Raw genomic sequence first — 18,045 nt, 5'->3', positions numbered from 1 at the left:
AAGACCGCTTTAAATTCACAGTCTAAATTTCCCTGATTTAATAATTTAGGTTAAACTTATTTTTTGGGAATTTCAACCTATATGCAACTAATTGTTTCATAAAACCTTATTTATCGCAATATCTTGGGTTTGTAAAAATTGCAAGCATCAAATTATCAACTCCTTAAATAGATTAAGAATTACTAATTTTTCATTATCTCAAATTTTGGACTTAAGTTGATGGAAAAATATTTTTTTAATTCCTTAGATATATTTGATAGTGATTAATTTTACAAATATAAAAAAATCTTTCTGTAGATAGATGCAAGAATTCACTATTTGGTATTAGAAACTAATGAACAATAATTACATATTCAAAATTTTATTGCCATTAAGAGGATTTACAGCAGATTGCAGATCAATGCGGTACAGAATATAAATTCAAAACCAGAGTTTTACTCCTAACTTCTGACTCTTAAGTTCTGCTGTATGATGTTTATTTAGAGCAAAATAAAAGTTTTAATAAATTAAAACTAAGGATATGCAATCTATATGCAACTTTGGTCAAAATGGCTAAAACTTAGATAATAATTTATGTATTGGATAAGCAAACATATTGTACGGACAACTCTATCAATTTTACATTTGCAAGACTTTTATGAAGTTGCACATAAATTGCTTATGAGTTGCAATAGAGTTGTCACCAAACTAAGATTAATTTAGGCGAAAAATTAATTTATAGACTACAGGATTAATCAGAGGATTCCATATTAAACCGCCACAGTATTCATCAATAATTAACGCAAAAAAGATTTCCATACTGTTAAGGATGAAAAATCAATATTTACCTATACCAACTTCATCCAAGGCTGTACAGAGTCATAAAATCTGCGAATTCATCCGTGTTTATCTGCGGTCAATTATTCTTGACAATTTAACTCCATATTGCTTGCTCAAAAGAGCAAAATATGATCATGGCTACCTCCAAATTTGAAGTTGCTTTTACACAGTTAAAAGATGAAATTAGTAACTGTGAAAAGTCTGTAATCAAGATGATAACGGTGAAAAAAAATATGCCTGATACTACAAATATGAAAAATGAAATTAATGATAAATTGCGAACAAATGATGTAGCAATTGTTGGTATGGCTTCTATTTTTCCCCAGGCGAAGAGTTTGCAGGAATACTGGGAAAATATTATTCAGAAAGTGGATTGTATTACTGATGTTCCTGCATCCCGTTGGAATATAGATGATTATTATGATCCTGATCCAAAAGTACCAGATAAAACCTATTGTAAGCGAGGTGGTTTTTTACCAGATATTGATTTTAATCCTATGGAATTTGGCTTACCTCCCAATATTTTGGAGGTGACAGATATTTCTCAATTACTTGGTTTAGTAGTAGCAAAAGAGGCATTAGAAGATGCTGGCTATGGTGCATCTCGACAATTTAATCATGAACGAACAGGAGTAGTATTAGGAGTAGCAATTGGTAGACAATTGGCTGTTCCTTTAGGTGCAAGATTGCAAGATCCACTTTGGAAAAAAGTTCTCAAGAATAGTGGTTTATCAGACGAAGATAGCCAAAAAATTATTGAAAAACTCAAAAGTGGATATGTGCAATGGGAAGAAAATGCCTTCCCCGGAATGTTAGCAAATGTGATTTCTGGACGTATCGCTAACCGTCTGGATTTGGGGGGAATGAATTGCGTAGTTGATGCAGCTTGTGCAAGTTCCTTAGGTGCATTAAGGATGGCTGTTAGCGAATTAGTAGAACATCGCGCCGACATGATGATTACTGGTGGTGTAGATACTGATAACTCAATTTTCGCCTATATGTGCTTCAGTAAAACCCCTGCTGTTTCTCCAGGGGAAAAGGTGAGACCCTTTGATGCTGATGCAGATGGAATGCTATTAGGTGAAGGCGTGGGAATGTTGGTACTTAAGCGCCTAGAAGATGCTCAACGAGATGGCGATCGCATTTATGCAGTCATCAAGGGCGTTGGCAGTTCCAGCGATGGTAAGTATAAAAGTATCTATGCACCTCGCGCGGAAGGTCAAATAAATGCCTTAAATCGAGCATATATAGATGCAGAAATTTCCCCTGCTAGTATAGGTTTAATTGAAGCACATGGTACAGGAACGATGGTAGGAGATCCTACAGAATTTACATCTATTACCAGCGTTTTTGGCGAAAATAACCCGAAAAAACAGCATATCGCTTTAGGAACTGTTAAATCTCAAATTGGACATACTAAAGCGGCTGCTGGTGCTGCCAGTCTTATTAAAGCGGCTTTAGCGCTGCATCATAAAGTTTTACCACCGACGATTAATGTCAGTACCCCCCATCCTAAACTGAATATTGAGAACTCACCATTTTATTTAAATACAGAAACTAGACCTTGGGTAAGTCATCCTACTCAACCCAGAAGGGCGGGAGTCAGTGCTTTTGGATTTGGTGGTACGAATTATCACGTTGTTTTAGAAGAATATGAACATGAACATCATCACCCTTACCGTTTACACCATACTCCACAATCCTTACTGCTATTTGCCCTCACCCCTTCAGAGTTGTTATCTCGTTGTCAACACATCCAACAACAATTACAGAATGAGAGTAAAGAAAAATACTATCAACAATTAATTACTGATTCTCAAACCGCTAAAATTCCCGTTAATTATGCCAGAGTAGGCTTTGTCGCCGATAATTTAGCGCAAGCTGGGGAATTACTGCAAATTGTCATAGAAGGGCTGAAAAACAAGCCTGAAGCCGAATCCTGGGAACATCCCCAAGGGGTTTACTACCGCCAAAAGGGGATGGACACAACAGGTAAAGTAGTGGCTTTGTTTTCTGGACAAGGTTCACAATACTTAGAAATGGGGCGGGAATTAGTAATGAATTTTCCCTGCTTGCGCCAAACCTACACGCACATGGATAGCCTATTGTGTGAAGACGGGTTACAGCCCTTATCAAGCGTAGTATTTCCTCAACCTGTTTTTGATGAAACAAAAAAGCGAATTCAGTTAGCAACATTGCAAAAAACTGAATATGCACAACCGGCAATTGGTGTATTTAGTGCGGGCTTATATAAAATCTTGCAACAAGCTGGATTTAAACCCGATTTTGTTGCCGGTCATAGCTTTGGTGAACTAACAGCTTTGTGGGTTGCAGGAGTGTTAAATGAAGAGGATTATTTGTTCCTAGCAAAAGCTAGAGGACAAGCTATGGCTGCACCTGCAAATCCCAATTTTGATGCTGGAGGAATGTTAGCTGTCAAAGGAGATATTCATCAAATAACCGAAGTAATTAAAAAGTTTCCCCAAGTAGCAGTTGCTAATAAAAATTCTCAGCACCAAGTAGTATTAGCTGGAAAAAAAGAGGAAATTATTCAAGTCCAAGATATTCTCAAAAATCAAGGTTTTACCACTTTTTTATTAGGAGTTTCCGCAGCATTTCATACACCATTAGTATCTCATGCCCAAAAACCTTTTGCCCAAGCCGTTGAAAAAGTAAATTTCAACGAAGCCCAAATTCCTGTTTATACTAATGTTACAGGTAGCCGTTATCCTCAAGAACCCCACGCCATTCAAAAAATTCTCAAAGAACAACTGTTAAATCAGGTATTATTTCAGCAGGAAATTGAAAATATCTATGCTGCTGGCGGTTATTATTTTGTAGAATTTGGACCCAAAAATGTCCTTACTAATTTGGTAAAAGACATTTTAAGTGATAAACCACACCTAGCAATAGCCGTAAATCCAAGTCATACCAAAAATAGCGACAAAACTCTTCGACAAGCCATAGTTCAATTGCAGGTAGCTGGATTATATTTGCAAAATTTAGATCCCTATCAAGTCGCAACTAAAATTCCCGAAGTTCCTGCTAAAAAAGTTTTGAATGTCCGGTTAAATAGTACCAACATTACCGAAAGAACTGAAAAAGAATTTGCGAAAGCTTTAGAAAATGGTCATCATGTAAGAGTGCTATCTCCTGAACCAACAATTAATGAAAACCACCCAACTTCATTTAATGAGAATCATCAACCACAGGGTAACAAAAAACCGACAACTTCATTTAATGAGAATCATCAATCACAGGGTAACAAAAAACCGACAACTTCATTTAATGAGAATCATCAATCACAGGGTAACAACGACCACCCAACTTCACTCAATGGTAAATTAGAACAAGTCGAAATCCAACCAGATAACCATGGAAAAGTTATTCACAACTTAGAAAAAATTATCACAGAATTTAGCCAGCAACAACGAGATATTATCCACGTTCATGAACAATCTTTACACAATCAAACAGAATACACAAAGACATTTTCTCAATTAATGCAGCAACAGTATTTATTATTGGGAAATAATCAAACTACAGAACATCAATTCCAAACTCAACAACTAGCAATTTCCAATTCTGACCAGAACATGATGCGGTTTCATGATCATCAAGGTGATACCCTCCGCATTCATGAACAATATCTCAAATATCAACATGAATATACCCAAAATTACTTTCAACTTCTGCAAAAACATTTGCATTTACTGACCGCAGAAAATAAAGACATCAATTTTGTAAATCATCCTCAAATTCAACAAGACTTAGAAAATGATCAAAAACCAGACTTACTGAATCAGAATATTTCTCAACCTCTTCCTCTCTGCGCCTCTGCGCCTCTGCGTGAAGAAAAAACCATCCCAAATATAGATAAAGCTACCCTTAGTCAAACTCTACTAAACGTTGTCAGTGATAAAACAGGCTACCCAGTAGAAATGTTAGAACTGTCAATGGATATGGAAGCAGATTTGGGAATTGATTCTATCAAACGGGTGGAAATTTTAGGAGGTTTATTAGAACTATATCCCGATTTACCTAAACCCAACCCCGAAGAATTAGGACAATTAAGAACCTTGGAACAAATTGCCGAATATATGCAAACTTTAGTTCCAGATATCTTAAATCAACAGGTAGAAATATCAACAGCAATTACTAGCAAAGAGGTATTAGTAGAAGTTTCCCAACCAGAATTAATTACAGCCACACCCGTAGTTGAAAACCAGAAACAAGAAGTAGAAATTTCCCAAGATTTAAGCGATATTCTTCTAACAGTTGTCAGTGAAAAAACAGGTTATCCTGTGGAAATGCTAGAACTGTCAATGGATATGGAAGCAGATTTGGGAATTGATTCTATCAAACGAGTAGAAATTTTAGGAGGTTTATTAGAACTATATCCCGATTTACCTAAACCCAACCCCGAAGAAATTGGAGAATTGAGAACTTTAGGCGAAATTGCCACGTATATGCAGCAACAAGCCCAGGGAATTCCTAACTTATTATCTGAGGAAATAGTAGAAGTAATCACAACCACATCTGCACCAAATATCCGCCGCAGCATTGCTAAATTACAGCAACTTACTACACCAGATAGTTTAGAATTTTCTCTTCCTGAAAATCACATTGCATTAATAACTGATGATGGTTCTTCCACTACAGAGAAATTAGCAGAAATTTTGATAGCGAAAGGTTGGAAAACTGTAGTTTTAAGTTTCCCTGGTGTCGGATCAAATGTTAATGAGGGCATCAATCGAGTAATTTTAACTGATTGGAATGAAGACAGTTTACAACAACAGTTAAAACAGATTGCTGATAATTATGGTACTGTAGCTGCATTTATTCACCTTCACCCAACAATACCATTAGACATAGATAAATCTATTCTGCGTCATGTCTTCTTAATCGCTAAATATCTCAAAGAACCACTCAACGAAGCTGCAAAATTTGGACGTAGTTGTTTTATTACCGTTGCGCGTTTAGATGGTGAATTTGGATTAGGAGAAACCCATAATTTTAGTGCAATTCCTGGAGGATTATTCGGACTTAGTAAAAGTATTAATCAAGAATGGGAAAATGTATTTTGTCGTTCCCTTGACTTAAATCCAGACTTAGATCCAGAAACATCTATAAAACATATCCTTGCAGAAATTCATGATGCAAACTTGTTAATTCAAGAAGTAGGATATAGCGCCAAAGGAAGGGTTACTTTAATTGCAGATTTCAGCCCATTACCAACTACCAGTTCTTCAAAAAAAATTACTAAAGATCAGGTATTTATCGTTAGTGGTGGTGCCAAAGGAATCACAGCCCAATGTGTCATAAAAATCGCTCAACAATATCAATGTAAATTTATTCTTTTAGGGCGTTCCAGCACAGAAGTTGAACCAGTTTGGGCAGAAGATTGTGAAAATGAAGCAGAATTAAAACAGCGAATTTTAGAAAATTTTCAAGCCCAAGGAGAAAAACCAACACCAATAATGGTGCAGAAAAAATATCAGGTAATTTCCTCGCAGCGAGAAATTCAAAATACTCTTAAAGCTATTGAAAAAGCAGGAGGAGAAGCAGAATATCTGAGTGTAGATATTACTGACACAGTATTACTAGAATCAAAACTTGCAGATGTAATTGAACGTTTTGGGGCGATAACAGGTATAATTCATGGTGCAGGAAACTTAGCTGATAAACGCATTGAAAAAAAATCAATTCAGGATTTTGAGAATGTTTATGCAGCTAAAGTTAAAGGTTTAGAAAATCTCCTGCGGTGTGTACCAGCAAATCAATTGCAATATTTAGTTTTGTTTTCTTCCGTAGTGGGATTTTATGGAAATGCGGGACAATCAGATTATGCCACAGCCAATGAAATCCTCAACAAATCCGCCCACTTAATTAAACATAATTACCCTAATTGTCATGTAATGGCTATTAACTGGGGACCCTGGGAAAGTGGCATGGTATCACCAGAATTAAAGAAAGCTTTTGCAGCCAGAGGAATTGAAGTTATTCCCGTAGAAACAGGAACAAAAATATTAGTTGATGAACTAACGACGGCTAATCAAGACACGGTTCAATTAGTGATTGGTAGTCCCTTAATTTATGTTCCTGCAACTTTATCAAATGATTTAAGAACCTATCGCATTAAACGCCAATTAACATTAACAGAAAATCCATTTTTACAGGATCATGTTATCCTCGGTCGTCCCGTGCTTCCTGCTACCTGTGGGTTATTATGGATGACTAATGCTTGCGAACAACTCTATCCTGGATTTACAGCCTTCAGTTCGTCCAATTTCAAAGTTTTAAAAGGCATAGTTTTTGATGAAAACTTCGCAAGTGAATATATTTTAGAACTTCAAGAACTGGCGAAACACGAAAATCAGGAAATAGAATTTGCTGCTAAAATTAGCAGTAAGACACCAGACGGAAAAATCCGCTATCATTTCAGCACAAATCTAATTCTTAAAAGAGAAATTCCCACACCTCCAAACTATGAGAACCTGAAATTTAATCAGGATGAAAATTTTCTCAAAAGCAATCAAGAATTATATCAAGTAAATGCTTCTAGTCTATTTCATGGCTGCACATTTCAGGGGGTAAAATCAGTTTTAAATACCAGTCCTAGTCAGATGACTATTGAATGCTGTTTACCAGAACCAACAACACAGCAACAGGGACAATTTCCGGTGCAAACATTCAATCCTTACATAGCAGATGTCCAGATTCATTCTCTCTGGATTTGGACACAACACTTTTATCAAGTTGGATGTTTACCATCAGAAATAAAGAATTTTGAACAGTTTGCAAAAGTCCCTTTTGGTGAAACATTTTATGTTACTTGTGAACTCCAATCAAAAACAGAATCATCAGTAGTTACAGATGTGATTACCTATAACCGTCAAGGACAAATTTATAATCGCATGATTGGGGCTAAAGGAACAATTCTACCTCGACAAACAGACAAAGATTAGATTTTTTCACGTAGAGGCGCAGAGAGGATTTAAGAGTGTATTTATCTAGAAATCTTTTTCTGTGTCCTCTATTTCAATTAGTTTGTAAAAAACGGAGAATAATAATGAAATCAATTGTACAAAATCAAAAGTTAGCAATTGTCGGTATGGATTGTTTTGTTAGTAATTCACCAACATTAAATAAATTTGAACGTCTGATTTATGAAAGCAAGCAAAATTTAGTTACATCTGAAGATTATCAGCAAACTCCATTAAGTCGAGAATTGATCAATTCTGCGCTGGAAGATGCTAAAATTCAACCAAATTTAAAAATAGCTTTAATCATCATCTCTCCCACAGACAATTCCGCCAAGTTAGCTAATTATATTTCTGCTGAATTAGCATTTTTTTCCGAAGAAAATTCGCTTTTATCAGCTTTGGATGTCAGTCAAAAATTATTAACTACCCAGCAAGTTGAAGCTGTTTTAATTGTCGGAATAGACAAGAGTTATCCGATAGAAATTAATGAAGGTGTATATACTTTCAGTTATGACGAAAAAGCTCAAAATGTAATTAAAACAGCGGGTGCAGCCGCAGTAGTATTACAACTGCATGAAACAGCCAAGCAACAAAATCATTGCATCTATGCAGTCATTGATGGTTTGAGTGTGGTGAAACATTCTCCCACTCGCCCAGAAACTATTACCCAAGCCTGTCAGGAGGCGTTTCAAATAGCAGATGTTAAAGCCGCAGATATTGGTTATTTAGAAGTTGTTGCTAGTGGGATCGCCAACGCAGATATAGTGGAAATTCAAGGTTTAATATCAGCCTATCATACAGGGGGAGAAAATCTGAGTTGTGGACTGGGTAGCGTTAAAGCAAATATTGGTAACACACAAGCCTCATCTGGCATATTTAGCCTCATCAAAACCGCACTTTGTCTATATCATCGTTATATTCCCGGTGTTCCCCAATGGTCTAATCCTAAACAGCCAGAAATTTGGCGTGGAAGTCCCTTTTATGTAGCAGTAGAATCAAAACCTTGGTTTTTAGAACCTGGTGCGACTAAAAGAGTGGCTGCGGTAAATATGACGGAAGAAAATAATATTTATGGACATTTAATTTTGTCCGAAGAAATCAGCCAAGTAGAACGCAGTAGTCAATATTTAGCAGAAATGCCTTATTGTTTATTTCCTATTGCGGCTGATGATCGTTCTTCTTTATTAACACAAATTATCGCACTTCAACAAAGTCTCACAAATGGTTATTCCATATCTCAACTTGCTAATGATTATTTTCAAAAATATCAGCAATATAAACAATCAACTTACGCTTTAGCAATTCTCTCACGACATCCAGAAGAATTAAAAAGAGAAGTTGAAAGAGCAATTCAGGGAGTGAAAATTGCTTTTGCTACTGGTAAAGACTGGCAAACTCCTCTTGGTAGTTATTTTACGGTTAATCCCCAAGGAAAAAAAGGTCATGTTTCCTTTGTTTATCCTGGTTCTTTTACTTCTTATATAGGACTAGGAAGAAATATTTTTCGTCTTTTTCCTCAACTACATAATGATGTTGTCATCAAAAGTGTTTATAATCGAGTCGCCAATATTGAAAAAATTCTCTATCCTCGTAGTATCAATAAGTTATTAAGAAGACAACTAGAAAGCATAGAACAAACATTAATAGATGATCCCGTCTCTATGCTGGAATCAGAAGTTGGTATCGCCGGATTAATGACAGCAATTCTGAAAAACTATTTCCAGATTCAATCACCATATAGTTTTGGCTATAGTCTTGGTGAAACCAGTATGATGTTAGCACAAGGTGTCTGGACTAGCTTTAAAAGTACGAGTGATTATTTGAACTCATCTCCTTTATTTAAAACTCGGCTATCTGGTCCTAAAAATGCAGTTCGTCAGCATTGGGGATTACCCTTAATTCATGAAGGTAAAAGTGAAGAATTTTGGAGTAACTACATTTTGATATGTTCCTATTCCTTAGTACAAGAAGTTCTAAAAAATGAGAATCGGGTTTATGTTGTTTTAATTAATACGCCTGAAGAAGTCATTATTGCTGGTGAAACTAAAGCTTGCAAAAGAGTTATTCAAACCTTAAAATGTGACGCTTTTCCCACATCAATTAATCATGTAATTCATTGTGAACCAATGCACTCTGAATATGATGAATTAGTAAAGGTCAATACCTTACCTATCCAAACCAATTCCAAAACAATTTTCTATTCTGCGGCAGAATACGCACCTATCAAAATTGATAGTAATTTAATAGGCAAAAATATTGCTAAAGCCCTTTGTCACCAACTTGATTTTCCTCGCTTAGTTAATCGTGCCTACAATGATAATATCAGAATCTTTATTGAAGTTGGTGTTGGTAGTAACTGTAGTCGTTGGATTAGCGAAATTCTCAAAGACAAAGAACATCTAGCTGTATCTCTAAATAGAAGAGGTGTAGATGATCATACCTCCATTATCAAAGCCTTAGCTAAACTCTTTAGTCATCGAGTTGAATTAGATTTATCACCTTTATATTCTTTGCCTAATCTCAAATTTGCAGAACATACTTCTTTGTCTAATTATGAATACAAAATGAAATCTATCCCTAATTATCAAAGTTTAAATAAAAATAATGCCCGTATGGCTAAAGCACACAGCTTTTTATTACAGTCCCGGCAAAGATCACTGCAACAACTTAGTCTCTTTCTTCAGCAGCAATTAGACTTGTACAAGAAAATGGTGATCCAAACCAGAAAAGAAAAGTAGAAATTATTATCACAAGAATATTTGAAACTGCACAGAATCATGAAATCAATTAATTCATCTGCGTTTATTTGCAGTCAAATATTGTTGAAGTCTTATTCTATGCAGTTTCATTTTCATCAAAAAAAATTCCATAGAATATTCACCTCAAAAATCATGTTAAAACAACATCAACAACTCAAATTTTCCCCTTCAATGAATAACAATTATCAAGGATGGCAAGGCGATTTAAATAGTGTGTATTTTGATAAAGAAAATATTAAAAACACACTGATGAATTTAAATTCTCCTTGTTATATTCTGAATAAAGAAGGACAAATTGGTATTAGCAATCAAGGCAGTCTATCATATAGTGCTAACGGTAAAACTCAAAAACTAGAAATGCTTTTAACTGTTCCTGCAATCGGATTTCATCAATTAGGTGATCCAGCTTTTCTAGAGTTTTACAGTGTCAAATATGCCTATATGACTGGAGCAATGGCTCAAGGTATTGCATCTGAAGAAATGGTAATTACCTTGGGAAAAGCCAACATTTTAAGCTCCTTTGGTGCAGGAGGTTTATCTCCTACCCGGATAGAAGCAGCAATTCATAAAATTAAACAAGCTTTGCATAACAAATCCTATGCGTTTAACTTGCTTCATAGCCCTAGTGAACCTGCTATTGAACGGCGTTTAATTGATTTGTATTTACAGCATCAAGTCAGAATAATTGAAGCCTCTGCATTTTTAGATTTAAGTGATAATATCGTCTACTATCGGGCGGCTGGATTAAGTTTAAATTCAGCCAATGAAATCGAAATCAAAAACAAAATTATTGCTAAAGTTTCTCGTCGGGAAGTTGCTACTAAATTCCTCCAACCTGCACCCACAAAAATTTTAACTCAATTAGTTGAACAAGGATTAATTAGCGAATTGCAAGCTAATCTTGCCGCAAAGATTCCTATGGCTGATGATATTACTGTAGAAGCAGATTCGGGAGGACATACAGATAATCGTCCACTGGTTTGTTTATTACCTTCTATTTTAGAATTAAGGGACGAAATTCAACGCAAATATGATTATGAAAAACCAGTAAGAATTGGTGTGGCTGGCGGAATTTCTACACCGCAATCAGCACTAGCAGCCTTAATGATGGGTGCAGCTTATATTGTCACTGGTTCTATTAATCAATCTTGCGTTGAAGCTGGGACTTCTGAATATACAAAAAAGTTACTAGCTGAAGCAGAAATGACTGATGTAATGATGGCACCGGCAGCAGATATGTTTGAAATGGGAGTCAAATTACAAGTTCTTAAACGAGGAACTCTTTTCCCCCTTCGCGCTCAAAAATTATGGGAACTATACAGAAACTATAATTCATTTGCAGAAGTTCCCCCAGATGAAATAGAAAAGTTAGAAAAACAAATTCTGCGAAAAACAATTGCCGAAATTTGGCAAGAAACATCTACTTATTTATCTCAACGTAACCCAGAAAAATTAAGCAAAGCAGCTAATAATCCTCAACTAAAAATGGCGTTAATATTTCGCTGGTATTTAGGACTATCTTCCCGGTGGTCTAATACTGGAGAAAAAGGTCGAGAAATTGATTATCAAATTTGGTGTGGACCAGCAATGGGAAGTTTTAATAATTGGGTGCGTGGTTCTTATTTAGCAGATATTAATAATCGCCGAGTAGTTGATGTGGCAGATCAAATCATGACAGGTGCAGCGTATTTATATCGTATTCAAAACTTGAAAATTCAAGGCTTACAAATGCCAGAAGAATACAGTCAATATCATCCACAAAGTAGGTTGGGTTGAGCGAGAGTGAAACCCAACATTATCAAGAATTTTGTTGGGTTTTGTACCTCAACCCAACCTACATTTTACCAAAGGTTGTGATAAATATGGCTATAAATAGAAAGTTAGGACAGCTAGAAGAAACAATGGAAATCCTGAATCAACGGGCTAAAACATGGAATGTAGTTACTATTAGCCGGATTCGAGGAAATATTCAAGAAACAGTTCTCAGACAGTCTTTAGATATTATTCAATATCGTCATCCTGCGCTTAATTCTCATATTATTAACTCTAGAAATTCTTACTATTATCAGTCTAAAGGTACAGGTAAACTTCCTTTACAAGTTGTTAATATTAGAGAAAGTCAGGAATGGGAAGCGATTGTTAATGCAGAAATGAATCAGGTAATTGATAGTAGTAAATACCTGCTGCGAGTCGTACTTGTCAAGATATTAAATCAGCAAAATATTAATTATCTGATTACAACAACACATCATGCTATTACCGACGGTTTATCAAGTGTCCAACTTCACTCAGAAATTTTAACCTACTGTCAAAAGATTACGGAAGGTAAATCTCTTCCCATAGTTACTACTTTAGAACCACTTCCACCCATTGAAAAACTATTACCCACATGGACAAATAGTTTCAAAAGCAAACTAGGTAGAGTTGCTTTATTATTAAATATCGCACTTCAAAAATATTGGAATCAACCAAAAGCATTAAGAGTAGAAAAATATGTTCCTATTCCTCAACGTCGTTGCGAAATCATTCATAGACAACTTAGCGAAGAATCAACACGGCAGTTTATTCAGCAATGCAGACAAGAAAATACTACAGTGCAAAGTGCTTTATGTGCGGCACTAATGTTAACAGTCTCCAAACAACTGACTAAAAACCATGAAGATAATATTCGAGTTAGTTGTTTATCATATCTTGATTTAAGAAGACGGTTACAACCAGAAATTAGTACAGAAAATATGACGGTTTTAGCAGCGTCTTTGATGAAATTTTATAGAATTACCAATAATACATCTTTTTGGGAATTAGCGCGAAAAGTCAAACATAATCTCAATCAAAAAATTCACAAAGGAGAAATTTTTCAAATGATATTTCTCGCTAAACATTTGATAAATTTTTCTTTACTATTCCCTAATCAAGTATCTCCTACAGTATCAGTTTCTAATGTTGGCAAAGTTAATATTCCCCATAGTTATGGAGAATTAGAACTAGAAGAAATCAGTTTTGTTGGTTCTCATGCTTTATATGCAGGGATGTTTATTGTTCACGCTGCTACTTTTCAGGAAAAAATGACTCTAAATTTTGTGTTTTCTCAACCTTCACTGAATCACCAAACTATGGAAAGACTTGTTGATAATTGCATTGATTACATCATGAAAGTCTCATCTCATTATTTAATACCGGGAGGTACATAAATGAATAATAATCTCTCTAATTCTCTCTCAGAAAACCAAGATAACGCTACTAAAATACAAGCTTGGTTAGTTTCAGAAATTTCCTCTTTACTGGGAGTTAATCCAGAAGAAATAAATATTCGTGAACCTTTAGATAGTTACGGTTTAGACTCAGCACAAACCATAGTTATCGCTAGTAAAGCCGAAAAGTTTTTGGGATTCAAATTATCACTTATCCACCTTTGGTATTATCCCACCATTGAAGAACTTTCTCTCAGATTATCTGAAGAATTAGAAAATTCTCAGTCGGAAATTATCCAGATATAACCTCTACAAATTCTGTTTAATTACTGACAAACCAGTTTTTCCTCCTTGATTATTGGGACACTTCGCTAGATTAGGGTAGCCTAATTCAGCCAGGTGTCCTCTTTTCTAAATTCCTATTTTTAAATACGGGAGATTTTGTGATGAACGCAGCGGAAATTTTAGCAAAACTCACTCAACAAGGTGTATTATTTTGGTCAGAAAATAGCAAACTGAATATTCGTTCTCCCAAGGGTGTAATTACTCCAGAAATACAAATAGAAATAGCTAAATATAAAGAAGATATTTTAGCATTAATTCAGGAAATGAATGTTACTAATAACCATGCCCATGAACCTTTAATACAAGGTATTAGTTTGCAAACTATTGGTAAATTAATTGGTGGTTTTTCTGGAGAATCACCTACAGGATATCAACCTCCAATTATTAATCCTCAGTTCATGGCTGAAAACCTAAAAGTTACTTTTAGACCTTTACCCGATTATTATCATAATCAAGTTATTGTCAGATTTCGCCAACAATTAATATTTTATCTCCAAAAGCATGGGGTGAAGGTAATTCCCTGGAAAGAAGCAACAACGGAATTGAAACATACCATTAAAATTCCCCTTAGTAACTGGCATAAATCTTTAAAAATGGAGAGTGTCAGAGCGGATATTGATGCTGTAATAGATGTAGAAAGACCAAATTCATGGTTAAGAAAATTAGGAATACTTGTCGCTGAAACTTGGTATAAGTTATCTTATACATGGCTGAAAGAAAAACAAAAAATGTCCGTTGTACAAATTGCTAAGTTAAGTAGTTGGGCTGAAGATCATGCTGCCAAATATGTTGAAGACCCGACAAATACACAAGTAATAATTATGACTGATATAGATGATGAATTTGTTAGTCCACTTACACCCTATCCAGAAAAAATTCGCATTGGCATAAATACATTAGTGAAAACTTTTTCAGAAATTGTTATTGGTGTATCTCATGAAAAATTTTCGATTCTCAATATGAATCTTTCTGATTCTAATTTTGCCCCTAATGAAATCGAGAACTTTGCTTTAAAATCACTTATTCCTAAAGTATTTGTGCCGATTACTCCATTATTAATTAGTCGTTTTGAAATAGGAGAATATAATCCTCATTTATCAAACTATGCTGGAAAATTAATTAAATTAGGTCAAGATCTAGCATCTACAGGTTTATTTCCGGCTGGGTTTAAATTAGATGAAGTTGTTAAAAGAAAATCCCATAGAGATATTGTTAATGTCATTGTGAATGGCAGAACAGGAGTATCTTATGGTTTTGTGGCTTATGCTGAACCTCCTCATTATGTAGGTAAGCCAGAAATCACTATTGATGAATGGGAAAATTTATTACCTGTAGTCGGATTTAGTAGTTATGAACTTCGCCAAAATGAACAAGGTAGACGTTATATTAAACTGACTATTAATGCAGAAAATAGATTTAAACAAATACCTGATATTTGGCTAGTTAGTTCTCGTTCTGGGGCAAATAAGACAGATTTAAGCATTGATGCTGATATTTTGCGGATTGGTTTACAAGATAAATTACATCTGCAATTACCATTAGGAAGTAATTCAAAGAAGGCAGATATTAAACCATCTTATGATATTTATGTGATGTTAGCTATTAGTTTAGCTGCGGCTTTATATACACCAGAATTGATTGCCAATGGTGCGCCCATAGTTCACTTTCATGGTTATCCTGATTTTGATTGGTTTCAAGACAATGAATATTGTGTGGGGATGAATAATCCTTCTGTACCTTGTGGAACTTATGAATCAGGGGTTTTCAATTTTTTAGGAATTGCTGATTTAGGTGAGCAAATAATCAGTGATGTCAATTTAATTAGCTTAGTAGAACCAGATCATGGGACAAATTTTATTGCTAATGATTTGGAGTATTTAGTAAATAGGTTAAAGGCTGGGTGTGTGACTGGACAAATTGAATTAGGTGGGAAAAATTTCCCTTCTCTGAAACATCGGTAACAAGACCAGATTCCCTTAACAATATCCCCGACTTCTTAGAGAAGTCGGGGATCTGATTTAGAGGATGTTTGAAAAGTTTTTAATGTATAAATAAACCCCTCTCCAAACCTCTCCCCGCAGCGGGGAGTATACTGAATCTCACGAGCCTTTTGATTGAAGATAAATAAACCCCTCTCCAAACCTCTCCCCGCAGCGGGGAGAGGCTTTGAAATCCCAGGGGTAACTGGAGATTTCAGTGGGCTTCTTATTACTTTTTAAAGACAATACCTTGTCCATTTTTTGTAGGTCGGGTTAAGCGACAGCGCAACCCGACGCATTTTTTGGGTTTCGTGCCTCAACCCAACCTACAAATCAAGACTTTTTTCAATTTGGACAAGGTATTGAAAGAAAAAAGGCTTTGAAACCCCCCTTCTCTACGAGGGAAGGGGGTAGGGGGTTAGGTTTTTGGAGATTATCAGTTTCATCTCATGCTTTTCAAACAACCTCTTAGATGATATAGCGGTTCTCGATTGAGTGAGATACAAGAACCCCACCCCCAACCCCCTCCCCGCAAGGGATGAGGGGGCTATGATGTATCTCATGCAAGTGCATACCGCTATATTACATACAATAACATTAACGGATTTGATAAGGTTTATATAGTTTACTTAGCTGGTAAACAAAATCTTTAAAAGCTTTAATTTGCTGTGTCATTAAATCCCAACGTGGTTGTTTCTCTCCTTGAGAATTTTGGACTTCTTCTTCTAGGCGTTGTAAGAAATATTTGATATATTTAAGTCTGCCTGAATTATTTAAGTAGCAACCGCTATCATGATATTCAAAATCATTGTCAATGTTCATTATTTTGGTATTGACTAACCACAGTACCAAAGAATCAATGATTGGGGCGCGAAACTCTTCAATTAAATCAGAAGTTAATGCTGCATGGCGTTCTGTTCCTTGATGTAAACAAGCATAATAGGGGTCTAATCCTTGGAGTTCAATTAGTGTTAGTAGATGATTCCATAAAATTTGATAACCAAAACTGAGCATGGCATTCACGGGGTTTCCTGGGGGACGACGACTGCGAGCTAAAAAGACAAAATCAGGATTATTTAAACATTCCCCAAAAGCGTTAAAATATTGTGCAGCACCGGCACCTTCTAAACCCATTAAACGCTCGATAGTTTCTGCTTCCCCGGCTTTTTGCGCTAATACTTCTAAACTTTTAATGGTAATTTCAGCGGTTTGAGAGGGATTACGGCGTTGCTGACGTTGTAAAAAGGTGCGACTATTTTTTAATTTGGCTTGAATAATTGTTCTAGCTGCTATCAATTTATCAATTTGTGTTAACTCTTGTTGATAACGAGATAGGCGACGATAACCACGCTCAATTGGCATTAATCTTCCATAACAGTATCCCATACGAGATAGATAGGCAATGGGAATATCTCGCCAAAGACAAGTACGAATGGCTTGGGTGGTAATTTGTGATTTACCAAAGATTAATATTTGTTCTAGGAGTGGTAATTGAACTTCACCATGTACTATTTCTCCTTGTTTAACTATTAAGGTTTCAGCTTTGAGGCTAATATAACAACCTTGACGAGAAACATAAAGTGTTCGCATATATATCAAATGCAGATAAACTAAAGATTATATTATTCTGGAATTTATGATCAATTTTTTGTGATTTGTGACTGTTGGTACATGATTTCTGCTATCATTGTTTTGATTTGAGATGGTTGTAAAAAACGCACAACACTATCTCCGGCTGTAGCATTTGTAAAGGTGGCGATAGTAACTAAAATAGTATTGATAATTACTGCTGCCAGTCCTAAAGGTGCTATTAGTAAAATAATTAGTGTGATTGTCCCATTGAGGAATGCAACGGCTAAGTTCCGCACTAAGGCAGCACGATTAGAAATATACATAGTTTAGTTGGGATTCGGTATTAATTGTACTTTTTTAAGTTAAATCACACAGAAATAGGACTTACGCAAGT

General features: G+C 35.5%; 8 protein-coding genes. 6 read left to right on the top strand and 2 right to left on the bottom strand.

The annotated features are described in order from the left end of the window. Positions 1-953: 953 nt before the first annotated feature. From CA730_RS18205 to CA730_RS18180, 6 genes are all read left to right on the top strand, one after another. Positions 954-7,787, top strand: a complete 6,834-nt coding sequence (locus tag CA730_RS18205; protein ID WP_096671632.1) for a type I polyketide synthase — start codon at positions 954-956, stop codon at positions 7,785-7,787. A gap of 104 nt (positions 7,788-7,891) precedes the next feature. Then, positions 7,892-10,543, top strand: coding sequence for a PfaB family protein (locus CA730_RS18200; protein ID WP_096669433.1), 2,652 nt, complete (start codon positions 7,892-7,894; stop codon positions 10,541-10,543). Positions 10,544-10,696: 153 nt separating this feature from the next. Further along, positions 10,697-12,340 carry a PfaD family polyunsaturated fatty acid/polyketide biosynthesis protein gene (locus CA730_RS18195; protein WP_096669431.1) on the top strand — a complete coding sequence of 548 codons (1,644 nt, stop codon included), beginning with the start codon at positions 10,697-10,699 and terminating at the stop codon, positions 12,338-12,340. Positions 12,341-12,426: 86 nt separating this feature from the next. Further along, positions 12,427-13,755, top strand: coding sequence for a phthiocerol/phthiodiolone dimycocerosyl transferase family protein (locus CA730_RS18190; protein ID WP_096671630.1), 1,329 nt, complete (start codon positions 12,427-12,429; stop codon positions 13,753-13,755). Then, positions 13,756-14,061: an acyl carrier protein gene (locus tag CA730_RS18185; RefSeq protein WP_096669429.1), complete on the top strand. Its 306-nt coding sequence runs from the start codon at positions 13,756-13,758 to the stop codon at positions 14,059-14,061. Between the two features lie 140 nt (positions 14,062-14,201). Further along, positions 14,202-16,061, top strand: coding sequence for a TubC N-terminal docking domain-related protein (locus CA730_RS18180; RefSeq protein ID WP_096669427.1), 1,860 nt, complete (start codon positions 14,202-14,204; stop codon positions 16,059-16,061). Between the two features lie 615 nt (positions 16,062-16,676). Here CA730_RS18180 and cas1 read toward each other — a convergent pair. Continuing rightward, a complete protein-coding gene (gene cas1 / locus CA730_RS18175) occupies positions 16,677-17,669 on the bottom strand; it encodes a CRISPR-associated endonuclease Cas1 (RefSeq protein WP_096669425.1) in 993 nt (330 codons plus the stop codon). A gap of 50 nt (positions 17,670-17,719) precedes the next feature. Then, the gene (gene csx18, locus CA730_RS18170; RefSeq protein WP_096669423.1) at positions 17,720-17,974 is read right to left on the bottom strand and encodes a CRISPR-associated protein Csx18; all 255 of its coding nucleotides are present in this window, start codon (positions 17,972-17,974) and stop codon (positions 17,720-17,722) included. Positions 17,975-18,045: the final 71 nt, after the last annotated feature.

The sequence above is a fragment of the Dolichospermum compactum NIES-806 genome, assembly GCF_002368115.1.
Taxonomy (GTDB): Bacteria; Cyanobacteriota; Cyanobacteriia; order Cyanobacteriales; family Nostocaceae; genus Dolichospermum; species Dolichospermum compactum.
The sequence above is the reverse complement of the archived record's forward strand: the minus strand, read 5'-3'. Positions and strand labels throughout refer to the sequence as shown.